This window comes from Pseudomonas sp. 43A (genome assembly GCF_013363935.1).
In the GTDB taxonomy this organism is placed as follows: domain Bacteria; phylum Pseudomonadota; class Gammaproteobacteria; order Pseudomonadales; family Pseudomonadaceae; genus Aquipseudomonas; species Aquipseudomonas crudilactis.
In genome coordinates this window covers 2,083,512-2,101,592 of record NZ_CP054880.1, presented here as the reverse complement: position 1 = coordinate 2,101,592, position 18,081 = coordinate 2,083,512, and the positions used below count along the sequence as shown (strand labels likewise).

19 protein-coding genes are annotated in these 18,081 nt (G+C 59.8%); 10 read left to right on the top strand and 9 right to left on the bottom strand.

Annotated elements, in window-relative coordinates; genetic code table 11:
- Nucleotides 1–140 precede the first annotated feature (140 nt).
- Together HUW52_RS09330 and HUW52_RS09325 are read left to right on the top strand one after the other, a co-directional pair.
- Nucleotides 141–2,891 (top strand): response regulator, encoded by a 2,751-nt coding sequence (locus HUW52_RS09330; RefSeq protein ID WP_026000779.1) that lies wholly within the window; start codon nucleotides 141–143, stop codon nucleotides 2,889–2,891.
- 82 nt (nucleotides 2,892–2,973) lie between these two features.
- Nucleotides 2,974–3,963, top strand: coding sequence for a 2-hydroxyacid dehydrogenase (locus tag HUW52_RS09325; protein WP_175553477.1), 990 nt, complete (start codon nucleotides 2,974–2,976; stop codon nucleotides 3,961–3,963).
- A gap of 12 nt (nucleotides 3,964–3,975) precedes the next feature.
- Here HUW52_RS09325 and HUW52_RS09320 read toward each other — a convergent pair whose 3' ends face one another.
- The gene (locus HUW52_RS09320; RefSeq protein WP_175553476.1) at nucleotides 3,976–4,428 is read right to left on the bottom strand and encodes a hypothetical protein; all 453 of its coding nucleotides are present in this window, start codon (nucleotides 4,426–4,428) and stop codon (nucleotides 3,976–3,978) included.
- 133 nt (nucleotides 4,429–4,561) lie between these two features.
- On the opposite strand from HUW52_RS09320, the gene HUW52_RS09315 reads away from it, so the two are divergent.
- Both HUW52_RS09315 and HUW52_RS09310 read left to right on the top strand, forming a co-directional pair.
- Entirely contained in the window at nucleotides 4,562–4,996 is a 435-nt protein-coding gene (locus HUW52_RS09315; protein ID WP_016987444.1) for a hypothetical protein, read from the top strand.
- Nucleotides 4,996–5,400, top strand: coding sequence for an META domain-containing protein (locus HUW52_RS09310; protein WP_175553475.1), 405 nt, complete (start codon nucleotides 4,996–4,998; stop codon nucleotides 5,398–5,400). Before HUW52_RS09315 ends, HUW52_RS09310 begins: the two co-directional genes overlap by 1 nt.
- 252 nt (nucleotides 5,401–5,652) lie before the next feature.
- Here HUW52_RS09310 and HUW52_RS09305 read toward each other — a convergent pair whose 3' ends face one another.
- A complete protein-coding gene (locus HUW52_RS09305; protein ID WP_175553474.1) occupies nucleotides 5,653–6,120 on the bottom strand; it encodes a TlpA disulfide reductase family protein in 468 nt (155 codons plus the stop codon).
- Between the two features lie 113 nt (nucleotides 6,121–6,233).
- Here HUW52_RS09305 and arsC point away from each other — a divergent pair, with 113 nt between their 5' ends.
- Genes arsC through HUW52_RS09290 form a run of 3 tightly spaced genes read left to right on the top strand, consistent with a single transcriptional unit; the run spans nucleotide 6,234 to nucleotide 7,608 of the window.
- The gene (gene arsC, locus HUW52_RS09300; protein ID WP_175553473.1) at nucleotides 6,234–6,587 is read left to right on the top strand and encodes an arsenate reductase (glutaredoxin); all 354 of its coding nucleotides are present in this window, start codon (nucleotides 6,234–6,236) and stop codon (nucleotides 6,585–6,587) included.
- Nucleotides 6,584–7,180 (top strand): NAD(P)H:quinone oxidoreductase, encoded by a 597-nt coding sequence (gene wrbA / locus HUW52_RS09295; RefSeq protein ID WP_150592986.1) that lies wholly within the window; start codon nucleotides 6,584–6,586, stop codon nucleotides 7,178–7,180. Before arsC ends, wrbA begins: the two co-directional genes overlap by 4 nt.
- A gap of 2 nt (nucleotides 7,181–7,182) precedes the next feature.
- Nucleotides 7,183–7,608, top strand: a complete 426-nt coding sequence (locus HUW52_RS09290) for a DUF2069 domain-containing protein (RefSeq protein WP_175553472.1) — start codon at nucleotides 7,183–7,185, stop codon at nucleotides 7,606–7,608.
- A 90-nt stretch (nucleotides 7,609–7,698) separates the two neighbouring features.
- Here the strand turns inward: HUW52_RS09290 and HUW52_RS09285 are convergent, their stop codons facing one another.
- Complete coding sequence (locus HUW52_RS09285) at nucleotides 7,699–8,373, bottom strand: DNA-3-methyladenine glycosylase I (RefSeq protein ID WP_175553471.1); 675 nt, start codon at nucleotides 8,371–8,373, stop codon at nucleotides 7,699–7,701.
- A gap of 150 nt (nucleotides 8,374–8,523) precedes the next feature.
- Nucleotides 8,524–9,348 carry a tRNA 2-thiocytidine(32) synthetase TtcA gene (ttcA, locus tag HUW52_RS09280; protein WP_123453360.1) on the bottom strand — a complete coding sequence of 275 codons (825 nt, stop codon included), beginning with the start codon at nucleotides 9,346–9,348 and terminating at the stop codon, nucleotides 8,524–8,526.
- A 289-nt stretch (nucleotides 9,349–9,637) separates the two neighbouring features.
- Here ttcA and HUW52_RS09275 point away from each other — a divergent pair, with 289 nt between their 5' ends.
- On the top strand, nucleotides 9,638–10,240 hold the full coding sequence (locus HUW52_RS09275) for a Yip1 family protein (RefSeq protein WP_007917515.1): 603 nt from the start codon (nucleotides 9,638–9,640) through the stop codon (nucleotides 10,238–10,240).
- Nucleotides 10,241–10,367: 127 nt separating this feature from the next.
- A complete protein-coding gene (locus HUW52_RS09270) occupies nucleotides 10,368–10,862 on the top strand; it encodes a SprT family zinc-dependent metalloprotease (protein WP_016987437.1) in 495 nt (164 codons plus the stop codon).
- Between the two features lie 108 nt (nucleotides 10,863–10,970).
- Here the strand turns inward: HUW52_RS09270 and HUW52_RS09265 are convergent, their stop codons facing one another.
- Nucleotides 10,971–12,152, bottom strand: coding sequence for a CaiB/BaiF CoA-transferase family protein (locus tag HUW52_RS09265; RefSeq protein WP_175553470.1), 1,182 nt, complete (start codon nucleotides 12,150–12,152; stop codon nucleotides 10,971–10,973).
- A gap of 143 nt (nucleotides 12,153–12,295) precedes the next feature.
- Nucleotides 12,296–13,630, bottom strand: coding sequence for a dicarboxylate/amino acid:cation symporter (locus HUW52_RS09260; protein WP_175553469.1), 1,335 nt, complete (start codon nucleotides 13,628–13,630; stop codon nucleotides 12,296–12,298).
- 351 nt (nucleotides 13,631–13,981) lie between these two features.
- Here HUW52_RS09260 and HUW52_RS09255 point away from each other — a divergent pair, with 351 nt between their 5' ends.
- A complete protein-coding gene (locus HUW52_RS09255; protein ID WP_175553468.1) occupies nucleotides 13,982–14,980 on the top strand; it encodes an AraC family transcriptional regulator in 999 nt (332 codons plus the stop codon).
- Between the two features lie 203 nt (nucleotides 14,981–15,183).
- Here the strand turns inward: HUW52_RS09255 and HUW52_RS09250 are convergent, their stop codons facing one another.
- From HUW52_RS09250 to HUW52_RS09240, 3 genes are all read right to left on the bottom strand, one after another.
- A complete protein-coding gene (locus HUW52_RS09250) occupies nucleotides 15,184–16,530 on the bottom strand; it encodes an ATP-binding protein (protein ID WP_175553467.1) in 1,347 nt (448 codons plus the stop codon).
- On the bottom strand, nucleotides 16,527–17,204 hold the full coding sequence (locus HUW52_RS09245; protein ID WP_016987432.1) for a response regulator transcription factor: 678 nt from the start codon (nucleotides 17,202–17,204) through the stop codon (nucleotides 16,527–16,529). Before HUW52_RS09245 ends, HUW52_RS09250 begins: the two co-directional genes overlap by 4 nt.
- A 147-nt stretch (nucleotides 17,205–17,351) precedes the next feature.
- A complete protein-coding gene (locus tag HUW52_RS09240) occupies nucleotides 17,352–17,954 on the bottom strand; it encodes an outer membrane beta-barrel protein (protein WP_016987431.1) in 603 nt (200 codons plus the stop codon).
- Between the last annotated feature and the right edge of the window lie 127 nt (nucleotides 17,955–18,081).

Below are 18,081 nucleotides of genomic sequence, written 5' to 3'. Positions count from 1 at the left end.
GACCAACGAGCACCCGCGCCCTGCCCCATCGCGACAGCATTTTTCCGAAGATTGCCTGCGAGCAAATCGCTACACTGCGCCCATGTCGCGTGCCGGATGCACGCATGAGTCAACAGATCAGCGGGATGCAGGAGATAGGCGTGCTCAAGAAACTGGGAATCAAAGGTCGCGTGTTGTTGCTGACCTTGTTGCCAACCAGCCTGATGGCGCTGGTGCTGGGTGGTTATTTCACCTGGACGCAGCAGTCCGACTTGCAGAGCCAATTGATGCAGCGCGGCGAAATGATCGCCGAGCAACTGGCGCCACTGGTGGCACCCGCCATGGGTCACGGCAACAATGATCTGCTTGAGCGCATCGCTACGCAGTCCCTTGAACAACCGGACGTGCGCGCGGTGACTTTCCTCGCCCCGGATCGCTCACCGCTGGCCCATGCCGGCCCGACCATGCTCAATCAGGCGCCCAGCGGCGACAGCGCGCATTTGCAACGGCGCAGCGGCAATGACGCAACCCGTTACCTGATGCCGGTATTCGGCAAGCATCGCAATCTTGCTGGCGAACTGATTCCGGAAGAGTCCGACCGCTTGCTCGGCTGGGTCGAACTGGAACTGTCGCACAACGGCATGCTGCTGCGCGGTTATCGCAGTCTGTTTGCCAGCCTGCTGTTGATTGCCGCCGGTCTGGCAGGCGCGGCGCTGCTGGCATTGCGCATGGGCCGCACCATCAACCGTCCGCTGAGCCAGATCAAACAAGCCGTCGCGCAACTCAAGGACGGTCATCTGGAAACGCGTCTGCCGCCGCTCGGCAGTCAGGAGCTGGACGAACTGGCGTCGGGCATCAACCGCATGGCCGGCACCCTGCAAAACGCTCGCGAAGAACTGCAGCACAGTGTCGATCAGGCCACCGAAGACGTCCGGCAGAACCTGGAAACCATCGAGATCCAGAACATCGAACTGGACCTTGCGCGCAAAGAAGCGCTGGAGGCCAGCCGGATCAAGTCCGAATTCCTCGCCAACATGAGCCACGAGATCCGCACGCCGCTCAACGGCATTCTCGGCTTCACGCACCTGTTGCAAAAAAGCGAACTGACCCCGCGCCAGCTCGACTACCTGGGCACCATCGAAAAGTCCGCCGACAGCCTGCTGGGGATCATCAACGAGATCCTCGACTTCTCGAAAATCGAGGCCGGCAAACTGGTGCTCGACCATATCCCGTTCAACCTGCGTGACCTGCTGCAGGACACCCTGACCATCCTCGCCCCCGCCGCTCACGCCAAACAACTGGAGCTGGTCAGTCTGGTCTATCGCGACACGCCGCTGTCGCTGGTCGGTGACCCGCTGCGCCTGAAACAGATCCTCACCAACCTGGTCAGCAACGCCATCAAGTTCACCCGCGAAGGCACCATCGTCGCCAGAGCGATGCTGGAAGAAGAACACGAAGACAGTGTGCAGTTGCGTATCAGTATTCAGGACACTGGCATTGGCTTGTCCACTCAGGACGTGCGTGCCCTGTTCCAGGCATTCAGCCAGGCGGACAACTCGCTGTCGCGCCAGCCGGGTGGCACCGGCCTGGGGCTAGTGATTTCCAAACGCCTGATCGAACAGATGGGCGGTGAAATCGGCGTCGACAGCACGCCGGGCGAAGGCTCGGAGTTCTGGATCAGCCTGAGCCTGCCCAAGACCCGTGACGATGCCGAAGACTTGCCCTCGGCGCCGCTGCTCGGACGCCGGGTGGCAGTCCTGGAAAACCATGAACTGGCGCGTCAGGCCTTGCAGCATCAATTGGAAGACTGCGGCCTCATTGTCACGCCGTTCAATACCCTGGAAAGTCTGACCAATGGCGTCACTGGCGCGCATCAGACCGATCAGGCGATTGATCTGGCGGTGATCGGCATCACCAGCAACGACATGCTCCCCGAGCGCCTGAATCAGCATATCTGGGATCTCGAACACCTCGGCTGCAAAGTGCTGGTGCTGTGCCCGACCACCGAACAGACGCTGTTTCATCTGTCGGTGCCCAACCCGCACAGTCAGCTGCAAGCCAAACCGGCCTGTACGCGCAAATTGCGTCGGGCGTTATCCGATCTGGCCAATCCCCGCCAACCGCGCACCGAGCCGGGCGAACCGTTGTCGAGCCGCGCGCCGAAAGTGCTGTGCGTCGACGACAACCCGGCCAACCTGCTGCTGGTGCAGACCCTGCTCGAAGACATGGGTGCCAAGGTGCTCGCAGTGGAAAGTGGCTACGCGGCGGTCAAAGCGGTGCAGAGCGAATCCTTCGATCTGGTGTTGATGGACGTACAGATGCCGGGCATGGACGGTCGCCAGAGCACCGAAACCATTCGCCAATGGGAAAGCGAGCGACACTGCACGCCGCTGCCGATTGTCGCCCTCACTGCCCACGCCATGGCCAACGAAAAGCGTGCGCTGCTGCAAAGCGGCATGGACGACTATCTGACCAAACCGATCAGCGAGCGGCAACTGGCGCAGGTGGTGCTGAAATGGACCGGTCTGGCCTTGCGCAATCAAGGGCCGGAGCGGACCAGCGAAAATTCCGCTGGCAATGAGCTGCCGGTGCTCGATCACGAGGAAGGTTTACGCCTGGCCGCCGGCAAGGCTGATCTCGCTGCGGACATGCTGGCCATGCTGCTCGCCTCACTGGAAGCTGACCGCGAAGCCATCCGCGCGGCGTGCGAAAACCGCGACCAGAACGCCTTGATCGAGCGCGTCCATCGTCTCCACGGTGCCACCCGTTATTGCGGCGTACCGCAATTGCGCGCGGCCTGCCAGCGCAGCGAAACCCTGCTCAAGCAGGGCGACCCGAAGGCCGTGGCAGCGCTGGAGGAACTCGAGCGCGCGATCAACCGTCTCGCGGCGCAAGCGAAGATCAGCGCCTGATCCACGGCAATGTCGATCAACGCCAGCACCGCTAAAATGAGCTCGGGTGATTCAATCCGTGTCGATGTTCCAGGAGGATTTCATGCGCACGATCGTTTTCAGCAGCCAGACCTACGACCGCGACAGCTTCCTCGCCGCCGATTGCCCGACGGGTATCGAACTGCACTTTCAACCGGCGCGGCTCAGCCTCGATACGGTGGCGCTGGCCGACGCACATGAAGTGGTCTGCGCCTTCATCAATGATGACCTCAGCGCGCCAGTGCTGGAGCGTCTGGCTGCAGGTGGCACACGCCTGATTGCCTTGCGCTCGGCGGGTTACAACCATGTCGACCTGCCTGCGGCGAAACGTCTGGGTCTGGCCGTGGTACGCGTGCCGGCCTACTCGCCACACGCGGTGGCCGAACACGCGGTGGCGCTGATCCTCGCCCTTAACCGTCGTCTGCACCGGGCCTATAACCGCACCCGGGAAGGCGATTTCAGCCTGCATGGCCTGACCGGTTTCGATCTGGTGGGCAAAACCGTCGGGATTGTCGGCACCGGGCAGATCGGCGCGACCTTCGCCAAGATCATGCACGGCTTCGGCTGTGAGTTGCTGGCCTACGATCCGTTCCCGAACCCGGATGTACTGGCGTTGGGTGCACGCTATCTGAGCCTGCCGGAACTGCTCGCGCAGTCGCGGATCATCAGCCTGCACTGCCCGCTCAACGAGCAAAGCAAACACCTGATCAACCGCGACTCACTGGCGCACATGCAAGCGGGCGCCATGCTCATCAATACCGGTCGCGGCGGCCTGGTCGATACCCCGGCATTGATTGACGCCTTGAAGGACGGCCAACTCGGCTATCTGGGCCTGGATGTCTATGAAGAAGAGGCGCAACTGTTTTTCGAGGATCGCTCCGACCTGCCCTTGCAGGACGATGTGCTGGCGCGGTTGCTGACCTTTCCGAACGTGATCATTACCGCGCATCAGGCCTTTTTGACGCGTGAAGCATTGGGCGCAATTGCCGCAACGACCTTGCACAACATCGCGACCTGGGCGGCGGGGACGCCACAGAACCAGGTCGAGGGCTGAAATTTTTTCAGCTTATTTCGGTGAAAGCGAAGACGCCAGAATCAGCAACGCCAGCCAGCCGAAGCCAAAAAAGCGCTGTTTCATTGAGTGGCCGTAGCGCAGCAGGAACCAGACGAAAACCATCGGCAGCAGGAAGATCATGATCTTCAGCCAGCCTTCCACCGGACGACTGCCGTCGGCATTGGCCTGCTCGGCAACAGGTTGCTCGATGGGCGGCTGGCGCCGACGCCGCGCGGCGGCCGGCATGACTTTCGGCAAAGGTTGCGGTTCAGGCGCTGGAGCACTGACTTCGGGCACTGCCTTGTTACGCGGCAGACTGCCGAACGAGATTGTCGCAGCCTGTATGGGCGCGGCTGCGGTCTGCGCGTGTACTGCTTGCTCCACCATTGGAGCCCCACAATGAATGCACGCGTTGGCCTCGGAGCTGATGCTCTTCTTGCATTCATAACATTCGATCAGCGCCATGTTCCGTTCCTTCAGAGTCGAGGCCGGCAGTTTGCCATGAGCGTCGCTTCATTTGAACCGGATCGAAGGTCACACGCGCGCATCATTCTGCAATCAAGCCCGTGCTAGCATGTCGCGCATATTTGGAGGACCCATGGTCGAACACGATTTCCGCTATACCCTGATGAACCCGCAACACACCCTCACCGAATGCCGCGCCCTCGTTCCGGGCCGCTATCAGGTCACCGGCAATGGTGGCTCGATTCGCATCGGTGACGCCTTGTTGGTCACCCTCAAAGGCAGCAAGGACTTGTCCATGCGCCTGACCGTTGAAACTGTCCGCCACCTGATCAACCCGCCGGGCCAATGGACCGCGATGACTACAGGTCCGGTGTTCGGCGAGCTGGCGATCTACACCTGGCAGGTCAACTGCGACAGCTGCGCCAAAGAGCTGAGCTTCGAATTCGCGGTAGACGCCAAACTCGGCAAAACCGCCGAAAAACCGGCTGCCACCGCACGTATCGCCGAGCTGGGCTGGAAAGCCGTTGGCGACAAGCACCTGTGCCCGAAATGCCAGGAGCCGGCATGATGAAACGCCTTGCCCTGACCGCGCTGGTTGGTGCCGGCCTGGTGGGTTGCGCCGCCGAACCTGTGCAACTGCAACAGAACCGCAGCTACATTCTGGAGTGGATCGGCGAGCGACCGTTGATGGATTACAGCCATTTGACCGTGACCCTTGGCGATGATGGTCGCGCCTATGGCAACGGTGGCTGCAACCATTGGTTCGCACCGTACACGCTGGAAGGTGACAAGCTGACCTTCGGCAAGATCGGCAAGACCCGCAAACTCTGTGCACCGGCGCTGATGGAGCAGGAGCAACGCTTCCTGCAGGCGCTGGAGCATGTCGAGCGCTGGGACATCTCGCCGATCGAGCAGATGCGTTTCTGGCCGGCGGAAGGCAAGCCGTTGCGTTGGTGGCTGGAAGAAGGCTAAAAAGCCCTCACCCTAACCCTCTCCCAGAGGGAGAGGGGAATGATTGGGGGATATTGGGGAGCTACGCCGACCTGAAAGGCCTATGCCGAATCCATAATCGACCGGATTTTGCTTTGGCGACCCCATAATCGACCTGATCTTGCTTTGGCGAATCTACAATCGACTCGATCTCTCAGGTCGATGTAACTCGCCAGACACCTCGGTCGGCCCCCTCTCCCTCTGGGAGAGGGCTGGGGTGAGGGGCTTTTGACGTTACTTGGTCGCCTGCAACGCCTCCAGCTTCGCCATCACCCCCGCCGCCGTCTGCTCGCCCATCAACTGCTCACGCACCTTGCCCTTGTTGTCGATGATGTACGTCACCGGCAATGCTTCACTGCGCGGCAACTCGAACAGTTCCGCCGGATCCTGCGCCAGCACGGTGAACTTGATGCCGAGCTTCTCGCTCGCCTCTTTCAGTTCCGCGCCCTGCGCGTTGTCGAAATTGACCCCGAACACGCCAACGTTCTTGCTCTTGAGCTCATCAGCCAAATGGTTGAGCTCCGGGATTTCCGTGCGGCACGGGCCACACCACTCGGCCCAGTAGTTCAGCACTACCCATTGTTTGTCCAAACGCTCGGACGCAACTTTCTGACCATTCTGGTCGATCCCGTAATCATTGCCGCAGCCCCCCAGCATCAACGCCCCGATTATCGTCAATGCCGCTGCCAATCGCCGTGTCATGTCGTGTTCCTTGTGAAAATTTGAAGGCGCCTGCGACCCATTGCCTCCGAAGGTTCTGGATTGCGCGCTGCACAGTTAGAATAGCCGCCACTTTACGCCAGAAGCGACCCGCCATGACCGATCTGACGCTTTATCACAATCCGCGCTGCTCGAAATCCCGCGGCGCACTGGAGCTGCTTGAAGCCCGCGGCCTGACCCCGAACGTCGTGCGTTACCTCGAAAGCCCGCTGAATGCGGCGCAAATCAAGGCTCTGCTCGGCAAACTCGGAATCAGCGCGCGCCAATTGCTGCGCAGCGGGGAAGATGAATACAAAATGCTTCAGCTGGCTGACGAAAGCCTCAGTGAAGCGCAATTGATCGACGCCATCGCCCAGCATCCAAAACTGATGGAACGGCCCATTCTTGAAGTTGGCGACAAAGCCGTCATCGGTCGTCCGCCGGAAAATATTCTGGAGTTGTTGCCGTGAGCGCGCCGTACATTCTGGTGCTGTATTACAGCCGCAACGGCTCGACCAACGAGATGGCCCGGCAGATTGCCCGTGGTGTCGAGCAGGCCGGCCTCGAAGCGCGTTTGCGCACGGTGCCGGCGATCTCGACCGAGTGCGAAGCTGTGGCTCCAGACATTCCAGACGAAGGCGCGCTCTACGCCACCCTCGATGACTTGAAGAACTGCGCCGGCCTCGCCCTCGGCAGCCCGACGCGTTTCGGCAACATGGCCGCGCCGCTGAAATACTTCCTCGATGGCACCAGCAACCTCTGGCTGACCGGCGCGCTGGTCGGCAAACCGGCCGGTGTGTTCACCTCTACCGCCAGTTTGCACGGCGGCCAGGAAACCACACTGTTGTCGATGATGCTGCCGCTGTTGCACCACGGCATGCTCATCACCGGTCTGCCGTACAGTGAATCGGCGTTACTGGAAACCCAGGGCGGCGGCACGCCTTACGGTGCCAGTCACCACGCCGGGGCTGACGGTAAAAAAGGTCTCGATCAGCACGAAGTGGCGCTGTGTCGTGCGTTGGGTCTGCGGCTGGCCAAGACTGCGCAGAAACTGGAGGGCTGACAGTGGCGAAGAAGCCGAAAATCCTGCCCGCCGTCGAATGGCTGGAGCCGCGCGTCAAGGCAATGCGCATCATCAGTCTGCTGAGTTTTTTCGCCTTGGGCGGATTGCTCGCAGCCTACTATCTGATTTTCGCTGACCTGCACGGCGCGCGGCCGTGGGTGATTCTGGTGGTCGAACTGATCCCGTGGATCATCCTGGCGCCCGCAATGATCATGGGCAGCGCCCGTGGGCATTCGTGGATGTGCTTTGTGGTGAATCTGTATTTCATCAAAGGCGCACTGGCGGCGTATGACCCGAACCGGCAGTGGTTTGGCGTGCTGGAAATGGTCGCGAGCCTGGCGGTGTTCTGCTCGGCGCTGTTGTATGTGCGCTGGCGCTATCAGTTGAATCGCAAACTGGCGGGTGAAGGCGAGATCTCCGTCGCCTGATGGAAAAAGATCGCAGCCTTCGGCAGCTCCTACATTTGGAATGCATTCCCCTGTAGGAGTGAGCCTGCTCGCGAATGAGGCGACCCGGTTTTAATGGTTGACGGTGTACGCGAGCATCATCGAAATCTGGCTCATCGCCCGTCCGCCGCTCTGCTCATGCCACTGGTTGAACGTGTCCTGGACAATTGCCAGATCACGCAAACTGGTCGGCGCCTTGTCGACGATCTTCTGTGCATTCAGCGCCGCGACCACGTCGTAGCTCGGCACAAAGGTATCCTTGCCGACCATGCGCAAAAAACGTGGCGCCGACAGCCCGCCCAGCTGATGACCGTGCTTTTTCAGGTAGGTCCACAGACCGACGATATCGGTCACCGGCCAGTCGGCGATCAGCGCGCCAAAACTACCTTTGTCTTTCTCGACATCGAGAATGAACTGCGCATTGCGCGGCACGCTTTTCAGTTTGCCCAAATGACGAATGATCCGCGCATCCTGCATCAGACGCTCAAGGTGTTCGGCACTCATCAGCACGACTTTTTCCGGGTCGAACTTGAAGAACACTTCCTCGAAGGCCGGCCACTTGGCGTCGACCAGGCTGTGTTTGAGGCCAGCACGGAAAACACGCAGGGCCATGGTCGAGAGGTAGCGGTCGTCGCTGATCTTGCGCAGTTGCGCCGGGGTCTTGGGAACGGGCAGATGGGCTTCCAGTTCAGCCGCCGAACCGAAACGGTTCAGACAGTATTCGTGCAGCCACTTGTAATCGCGCATGCCCTCTCCCGGGAATTGAAAATGAAATTTTACCTGTGAACACAAAACACTGTGGGAGCGAGCTTGCTCGCGAAAGCGGTCTGTCATTCAACACGGATGTCGGCTGACACGACGCCTTCGCGAGCAAGCTCGCTCCCACATGGATCGGGTTTACAGATTGACGACGTTGACGAAGCGCGAAGCTGCGGTCTCGTCGATCTTCAGGCTGGTGAAGTCGAACAGGTTGCGGTCGGCCAGTTGCGACGGGATCACGTTTTGCAGACTGCGGAAGATGCTTTCAGTTCGGCCCGGGGTCTTGCGCTCCCAGTCCTGGAGCATTTCCTTGACCACCTGACGCTGCAGGTTTTCCTGCGAACCGCAGAGGTTGCACGGGATGATCGGGAATGCCTTGAAGTCCGAATACGCCTGAATGTCTTTCTCGTTGCAGTACGCCAGCGGACGGATCACCACGTTGCGGCCGTCGTCGGCGCGCAACTTCGGTGGCATTGCCTTGAGGCTGCCATTGAAGAACATGTTGAGAAAGAACGTCTCGACGATGTCGTCACGGTGATGCCCGAGGGCCATCTTGGTCGCGCCGATTTCATCGGCAAAGGTGTACAGCGTGCCGCGACGCAGGCGCGAGCACAGCGAGCAGGTGGTCTTGCCTTCCGGGATCAGTTCCTTGACTACCGAATAAGTGTCTTTCTCGACGATGTGGTACTCGACGCCCAGCTCTTTCAAATAAGCCGGCAGCACGTGCTCAGGGAAACCCGGCTGCTTCTGGTCCATGTTCACCGCGACGATCTCAAACTTGATCGGAGCAACCTTCTGCAGGTGCAGCAGCACATCGAGCATGGTGTAGCTGTCCTTGCCCCCGGACAGGCAGACCATGACCTTGTCGCCGTCTTCGATCATGTTGAAATCGGCGACCGCTTCGCCGGCCAGGCGGCGCAGGCGCTTTTGCAGTTTGTTCTGGTTGACCGTAAGAGTGCCCATGACGCGAAATCCGTGAGGTGTGACGAAAGGCCGGCATTTTACGCAAAAACCCCGGCGTTGTGGGCACAGGTTGTCGTCGCCCAGGTTTGCATTCCTTACAGACCCCAAGGCGATTAAGCCCTGTGTTTACAGCGCGATTTGCTCTAAGCCCCTAATACCTGTGCGGGTAAGTCCTTTCTATACTGCGACATAAGGTCGCACACAATCTGAAGACCTGTATTTGCTCGGCCACCTTGGCCCGTAGGCGCTCCGTTGGGGGGCGATGGCAATAACAAGAGGAGTGACTGGCATGATCCATCACGTAGTGGGACTTTTCACCCACCCCGATCAGGAATGGAAGGAAATCCGTGGCGACCAAGAGGAAAGCATCAGCCACATGTACCTCACCCACACGCTGATTCTGGCGGCGATCCCCGCTGTTTCGGCGTTTATCGGTACGACACAAGTCGGCTGGGTGATCGGCAACCGCGCGCCGGTGATGCTCACCGTCGAAAGCGCGATCTGGATGACGGTCATGTCGTATCTGGCCATGCTCGGCGGGGTCGCGGTCATGGGTGCTTTTGTGCACTGGATGGCCCGCACCTACGACGCCAATCCGAGTCTGGCCCGTTGCGTGGCGTTTGCCACCTACACCGCGACACCGTTATTCGTCGGTGGGCTGGCGGCGCTGTATCCGCATATGTGGCTGGGGATGATCGTCGGTACGGCGGCCATCTGCTACACGGTGTATCTGTTGTATGTGGGGCTGCCGACGTTCATGAATATTCCGTCGGACGAAGGTTTTCTGTTCTCAAGCTCGGTGCTGGCGGTGGGTCTGGTGGTGCTGGTCGCCATCATGGCGTTTACCGTGATTGTCTGGGGGTTGGGCGTTGGTCCCGTCTATACGAACTGACTCGATAAGCCAATCAGAGGCCGCCGCAAGGCGGCCTTGTCGTTTGCGCGATGACCATTCGGCAGTTTGGCGATTCGCAAGTCCACGGCGTTGCGGCATACTCGGTGCCTCTGGAGATCCATCAAGCATGCCCGAGCAACTCAATACCCGCGTCGAAGACTGTTACCAACTCGCTGAATCCTTTTTCAAACGTTCCTTCCCTCGCCCAGTTGTCAGCCTCAAGCTGCGCGGGCAAAAAGCCGGTGTCGCGCATCTGCACGAGAACCTGCTGCGCTTCAACCCGCAGCTGTACCGGGAAAACGCTGAACACTTCCTCAAGCAGACCGTGGCCCACGAAGTCGCGCACCTGATCGCTCATCAGTTGTTCGGCGACCGTATCCAGCCCCATGGCGAGGAGTGGCAACTGATCATGCGCGGGGTTTACGAACTGCCGCCGGATCGCTGCCACACCTATGCAATCAAGCGCCGCAGCGTGACCCGCTATATCTACACATGCCCGTGCGCAGAAAGCGATTTTCCGTTTTCAGCGCAGCGCCATAGTCTGGTCAGGCAGGGGCGGCGGTATTTGTGTCGGCGCTGCCGCAATACCTTGGTGTTCAGTGGCGAGATGCGCGTCGAATAGTCAGTCTTCTATTGCCTGTTGTGGCCTCTTCGCGAGCAAGCTCGCTCCCACCTTGGAATGCATTCTCCTGTGGGAGCGAGCTTGCTCGCGAAAGGGTCGGTACAGGCACTAAAGAATCACTTTGGATGAACGCAATTCAGCAATCCGCTCAGCACTAAACCCCAACTCCGCCAGCACCTGATCCGTATGCTGCCCCAACACCGCGCCAACATGCCGCGGCGCCGGCAACGCTTCGGAAAACTTCAACGGACAGGCCATCTGCGCCTGCGTCGAACCATCCCCACGCGGCACCTGCGTCACCAATTCCCGTGCCCGCAACTGCGGATGGCTTACCGCCTCCCCCAGACTCAATACCGGCTCGACACACGCATCGATCCCGGCAAACATCTCGCACAACTCAGCAAAGTCGTGTTTTTCAAACTCGACCGTCAGCGCATATTTCAGCGCCCGCTGCTGCTCAGCCTTGGGCGACAGGCCCTGTGCCGCCAACTCCGGCCGCCCCAACGCCGTACACAACTGCTGCATAAAGCCCGGTTCCAGACTGCCCACCGACATCCAGCGGCCATCGCGAGAACGGTAATAATCGTAGAAGCTTCCGCCGTTGAGCATCTGATCTTCCCATTCAGGCTCTTCACCGCACGCCAGATAACCGGCACCGGACATCGCATTCAGACTGAACGCGCAATCGGTCATGCTCACATCCAGATGCGTGCCCTGCCCGGTCTGCTGACGCGCAATCACCGCCGCCAACAAGCCGATCACCCCGTGCAGCGAACCACCGGCAACATCCGCCACTTGCATGCCCAGCGGCAACGGCCCGCTGTCGGCGCGGCCGGTGTAACTGGCCAGCCCCGCCAGCGCCAGATAGTTGATGTCGTGCCCGGCGCGATCCTTGTACGGCCCGGTCTGGCCGTAACCGGTAATCGACACGTAAATGAGCTTCGGGTTGATCGCCTTCAGCGCTTCATAGCCCAGGCCCAGACGTTCCATCACACCGGGGCGAAACTGTTCCAGAACGATGTCGTGATCGCCCAGCAATTGCTTGACCACTTCCAGTGCTTCGGGCTGCTTCAAATCCAGCGCCAGGCTGCGTTTGTTGCGGTTCAGGTAGGCATGACTGGCCGAAACTCCGCCATCATGCGGCGGCAACACGCGCAGCAGATCCAGGCGCGTCGGCGACTCGATGCGCAGCACTTCAGCGCCCATGTCCGCCAGCAACAACGAGGCGAACGGCCCCGGCAGCAGCGTTGAGAAATCGAGGATTTTCAGTGAGGCCAGCGGTGCGGACATGGGCGAACTCCTTGGGCGATGCACTCAGCCTAGGCAGCGATGCCGCGCACGGCAATCACCGCAAATGTCAGCGGGTGTGACCGTTACGCTCAAACAGCAGGCAAGAAAAAACCCGCCGAAGCGGGTTTTTCATGAAGCGAGGGTTACTTGACGCTGCTAGGTGTCGGGCCTTCAGCCACACCCAGGTCATCTTCCGGACGGGTATCAGCGATACCACGACCGCCCGAGGCCAGCTCGGTTTGCAGCGTGTCGGTGTCCAGCTCTTTCACCCACTTGGCAACCACGATGGTCGCTACAGCGTTACCAACGAGGTTGGTCAGGGCGCGGGCTTCGGACATGAAGCGGTCGATACCGAGGATCAGCGCCAGACCGGCCACTGGCAGGTGACCTACCGCCGACAGGGTCGCTGCCAGCACAATGAAGCCCGAACCGGTCACACCGGCTGCGCCTTTGGAGGACAGCAGCAACACCACCAGCAGAGTGATCTGGTGAGTGATGTCCATGTGCGTGTCAGTTGCCTGAGCAATGAACACGGCGGCCATGGTCAGGTAGATCGCGGTTCCGTCGAGGTTGAACGAGTAACCGGTCGGGATCACCAGACCCACTACCGATTTCTTCGCGCCCAGACGCTCCATCTTGATCAGCATGCGTGGCAGTACCGATTCCGACGACGAGGTGCCGAGTACGATCAGCAGCTCTTCACGGATGTAACGAATCATCTTCAGCACGCTGAAACCGTGCATGCGGGCGATGCCGCCGAGCACGATCAGCACGAACAGCAGACAGGTGATGTAGAAGCAGATCATCAGTTGACCCAGCTGCACCAGCGAGCCGACACCATAAGCGCCGATGGTGAAGGCCATGGCACCGAAGGCACCGATTGGCGCGAGCTTCATGATCATGTTGATGATGTTGAACATCACGTGGGCGAAGCGATCGATGAAGTCGAGGATCGGCTTGCCGTAGGCACCCAGGCGATGCAGGGCGAAACCGAAGATCACCGAGAACATCAGGACTTGCAGGATGTCACCGGTGGCGAACGCGCCGACGATGGTGGTCGGGATCACGTTGAGCAGGAAGCCGACAACGCTTTGGTCAGCGCCAGCCGCTACATAAGAGGCGACTTTCGAGGCGTCGAGGGTGGCAACGTCGATGTGCATGCCGTTGCCCGGTTGCACAATGTTGACCACAACCAGACCGACCAGCAGAGCAATGGTCGAAACGATTTCGAAGTACAGGAGTGCGTAACCACCGGTCTTGCCGACCGACTTCATGTTCTGCATGCCAGCGATACCGCTGACCACGGTGCAGAAGATGATCGGGGCGATGATCATTTTGATCAGCTTGATGAACCCGTCACCCAGTGGCTTAACCGCGACACCGAACTGCGGGTAGTAATGACCGAGCGCAATACCGATGATGATTGCGATGATCACCTGGAAATACAGGGATTTGTACAGTGGCTGACGAGTCGTCATTGCAGATTTCCTCAAGAGCCTCGCGTGGCAACATCCATCTGTTGGCCGCGAAACCTGAATTGCGAACCCTCCTGCACTGGAGGGATTTGTTGTTGGAGCAGCGTTTTCCATCAGGGCCAAACGCACGCTTCTGTAGCTTGTATCGCAAACGTCGTGCCACTTTGGTGCGATTGCCTGCAAGCCTTTTGATATCAGGGATCACAGGTGCATGGATGTCACCATCCGGTTACTCAAGTGTGGCGGATTTCCGCCAACTCGCCGCTTCTCGTCCTACAATTTGGCGGAAATCCGCCTTGTAGGGGTGTCCAGCCGCCGGCTACCATCCGGCGCCTGAGGAAGGATCTGCCGTTTATGCGCGAACGCACCATTGCCAGTCATTTCGCCCGTGCCGCCCTCGGTGGCGCACGCCGCCAAGGGTTCGATTGTTCCGGCCTGCTGTTACAACTGGGCATCAGCCCGGAGCTGCTCGATGAGCCACGCGCGCGCATTGCCCCGGAACAATTCACCCGGTTGATTCAGACCCTGTGGCTAGCGCTGGACGACGAATACCTGGGTTTCGGCAATGCGCCGAGCAAACCCGGCAGTTTCGCCATGATGTGCCACGCCTCGATTCACTGCCGCAATCTGGAGAAAGCGCTGCAACGCGGTTTATTGTTTTATAGCCTATTCCCCGAAGCCCCGCGCCTGAGCCTGACGCGCGAAGACGAATGGGTGCGTTTGAGCCTCGACGATTCGCAGTTATGGGACCCGGATCACTTTCTCACCGAGAGCTTGCTGGTGATCTGGCATCGCTTGGGGAGTTGGCTGATCGGTCAGCGGATTCGCCTCGAACAGGCGAGTTTCAGCTATCCCCGCCCCGAGCATGGTGCCGAATACGATCTGCTGTTTCCCTGCCCGCTGACCTTCGGCGCCGATCAAAGCAGCCTTTTATTCCACAGCCGCTATCTGTCTATGCCGCTGTTGCAGGACGAACGCACGCTCAAACATTTCCTCGAACGCTCCCCTGCGGACCTGCTCTCGCGCCCGGACGACGGCGACAGCCTGAGCAGCCGCCTGCGTCGTTTGCTCAGTCGCGACACGGCGCGCTGGCCGGATCTGGAAGCGGTGGCGGCGCACTTGCACATCAGCCCGCAGACCTTGCGCCGGCACTTGCGTGAGGAAGGCACGAGTTTTCAGGAATTGAAGGATCAATTGCGGCGGGATATCGCCATTTATCATTTGGGGCGGGCGGATCTGTCGTTGCAACAGATTGCCGAGCAGTTGGGGTTTTCCGAACCGTCGGCGTTTCATCGGGCGTTCAAGAAGTGGACGGGGTTGACGCCGGGGGCGTATCGGGCGCAGGAGCAGTGAGGCGCTAAATCAAAAGCCCCTCTCCCTAACCCTCTCCCCGAGGGAGAGGGGACTGATTGGGGGATGTTCAATAAATCCGCCGACCTGACAGCTCTCGCTGAATCCATATTCGACGCAAATCGCTCAGGTCGATCATTTTCGCAAGACACTTCGGTCAGTCCCCTCTACCTCTGGGAGAGGGTTAGGGTGAGGGCAACTCCCAATCACGCCGCCGGAAAATGAATCCTGAACGCCGCCCCACCCATCGGCGAATCACCCAGGGCCAATTTGGCGTTGTAGCTTTCGATAATGTCCTTGACCACCGCCAACCCGATCCCCTGCCCCGGATGCTGGGCATCCAGGCGTTCGCCACGCTCCAGAATCCGCGCACGCTGATCCGGTGGCACACCCGGGCCATCGTCTTCCACGCACAGTTCAATCCCGGCGAGGGTCTCGCGCACGCTGATGCGCACTTCACCCAGACACAGGCGATAAGCGTTTTCCAGCAAGTTGCCCATCATTTCCAGCAGCGCGCCCTGCTCGATCGGCACGTAGCAATGCTCGGGCAGATCGAACGCCACGCGCACATGCTTGTCGCGATACACCTTGTCCAGCGTGTCGCAAAGGCTTTTCAGCACCGGTTGCAAGCGCACCTGATGTCGCACAAGTCCGCTTTTGCGCAAGCTCGCCCGTTGCAGTTGATAGCTGATCTGCTGGCTCATGCGTTCGATCTGGCTTTGCAGCACCCAGGCCTGATCGCGTTCTTCAGGACGCTGGGCCATGTCTTCACTGACGCCCTGCAATACCGCCAGCGGGGTTTTCAGGCTGTGCGCCAGATCATCGAGAGAATCGCGATAACGACTGCGCTGCTGGCGCTCGCTGTGCAGCAAACGGTTGAGCGAACCGGTCAGGCGCAGCAGTTCGCGGGGATGTTGTTCGGTGAGGCTTTCACGGGTGCCGCCTTCAATCTCATCGAGTTCCTGACTGAGCCGGCGCAAGGCTTTGAGGCCCCAGGTCAGGCCGATCCACAACAATGCCAGCAACACGAGCAAGGCCGCACCGAAGCCCAGATAGAGATTCTCGCGCAGACCTTCGAGGGTGGTTTCGTATTCGCGCACCGGTTGCAGGGCGACGATGCTGAACGCCGCGCTTTTGCCGCCAAGCAATTTGACTTCGACGTCGTAGACGAAGAATTCCTGGCCGTTGGTTTCGCGGATCCGCGCGAACTCGTTACCGAGGCCGTCATAACGCGGCTTGTAGTTGATCTGCTCTTCCTGGGTGGCTTTCGAGCGCCAGACCAGATGCCCTTCGCGGTCGTAGATGTAGCCGAGCAAACGGAAATCGGTGAGGTTGAAGCGCTCGTCCGGCAACTGATTGGGCATCACCAGCCGACCGTTTTCGATGCGCGCGGCAGAGATCAGCGTGGTCACGTCCGAGGCCAGCCGCTGCTCAATGGAATCCTGCAACGCCAGGCTGAACGCGCCTTGCATCGCCGGCAGCAAGGCGAGCATGAACAACACCGCCAACGTGGTGGCGGCGAGCATCAAGCGAACGCGGAGGGAACGAATCAAGTGCAGCGCTCATTGAACAAGTAACCGAGGCCACGCACGGTGTCGATCGGCTTGAACCCGGCCGGGCCTTCGAGCTTGCGGCGCAGACGGCCGACCAGCACTTCGATGACATTCGGATCGCGCTCGTCGTCGTCCGGGTAGAGTTGCTCCATCAAGCGATCCTTGGGCACCACTTGCTGATGATGACGCATCAGGTATTCGAGGATGCGGTACTCGTAGGCGGTCAGCGCCAGCGGTTGCTCGTCGAGGGTCGCCTGTTTGCGATTGAGGTCGAGCAGCAGCGGCCCTGCGACGATGGTCGACTGGGTGAACCCGCTGGAGCGACGCAGCAAGGCATTCAGGCGCGCGTCGAGTTCTTCGAACTGGAACGGCTTGACCACGTAATCGTCGGCGCCGGCGGCGAGGCCTTCGACCTTGTCCTGCCAGTTGCCGCGCGCGGTGAGGATCAGGATCGGGAAGGTCTTGCCGCCCGCACGCAGTTGGCGGATCAAGTCAAGACCGCCCATGCCCGGCAGGCCGAGATCGATCACCGCCAGGTCAAAGTTGAACTGTCCGGTCTGGTACAGCGCCTCTTCGGCATTGGCCACGGACTCGACCACGTGACCGCTCTCCGTCAGGCGGGTTTGCAGGTGATGGCGCAACAGCGCTTCATCTTCGACGACCAACAGTTTCATGACTTCTCCTAATCACTTGAAATCTCCACAACCACTGTGGGAGCGAGCTTGCTCGCGAAGGCGGTTATTCAGTCAACGATGATGTTGAATGAAACATCGCTTTCGCGAGCAAGCTCGCTCCCACAGGGTTCCAAGGCGATTCGCTCCTTAGAAATTGTAGTTGGCCGACAGGTAAGTCTGCGCGCTGCTGGTCAAATCCAGCGAGCCTTGCTTGCTGCCGCCGCGCTCGCTCATCTCGGTGCTGGCGTTGCTGCGCAGGTAACGGTAACCGAGTTCGACCGAAGTGTTCTGCGATACTTGTTGCAACACACCCAACTGACCACCGACGGCGTAACCGATATCACTGTCGCGGCTGAAGCCTGGCGATTCCTGAGTCAGCTTGGTCAAACCCGCCGTCGCACCGCCGAACAACTTGGTGCTGCCACCCACCGGGTAGAACAGATCGTAGCTGCCCAACAGGTTTTCCTGACGCAGTTTAATGCCATTGTGCGAACCCGACACGTTGTCGTAGGTGGCGTAGTAGCGACCTTGGCTGTTTTGCTGACCGAGGCGCACACCGTAGGTATTGTTGCCGTCGATCGCGCCGGTGGCGTTCGGGTGATCGAGGTTGTTGTTCAGCGAGTGGGATTTGTTGATCTTGTCGCTGGTCTGGCCGAAGGTCAGGCCGGCGAAGTTCGAAGTGGTGTCGGCCTGGGCCGCGATACTGGCGCTCATTACGGTCAATGCCAGCAACAGTTTGTTAAAAGTCATGGGTATTTCCTCTTTCACAGTGCTGTTTGGGTATGGCGCAAGGTTACTGACCTGCCCCTGTACCGCCCCTGAACCGTCTCTGAACCTGACCTGAACCAAATGAACTAGGCTGATCTGACCTTTTATT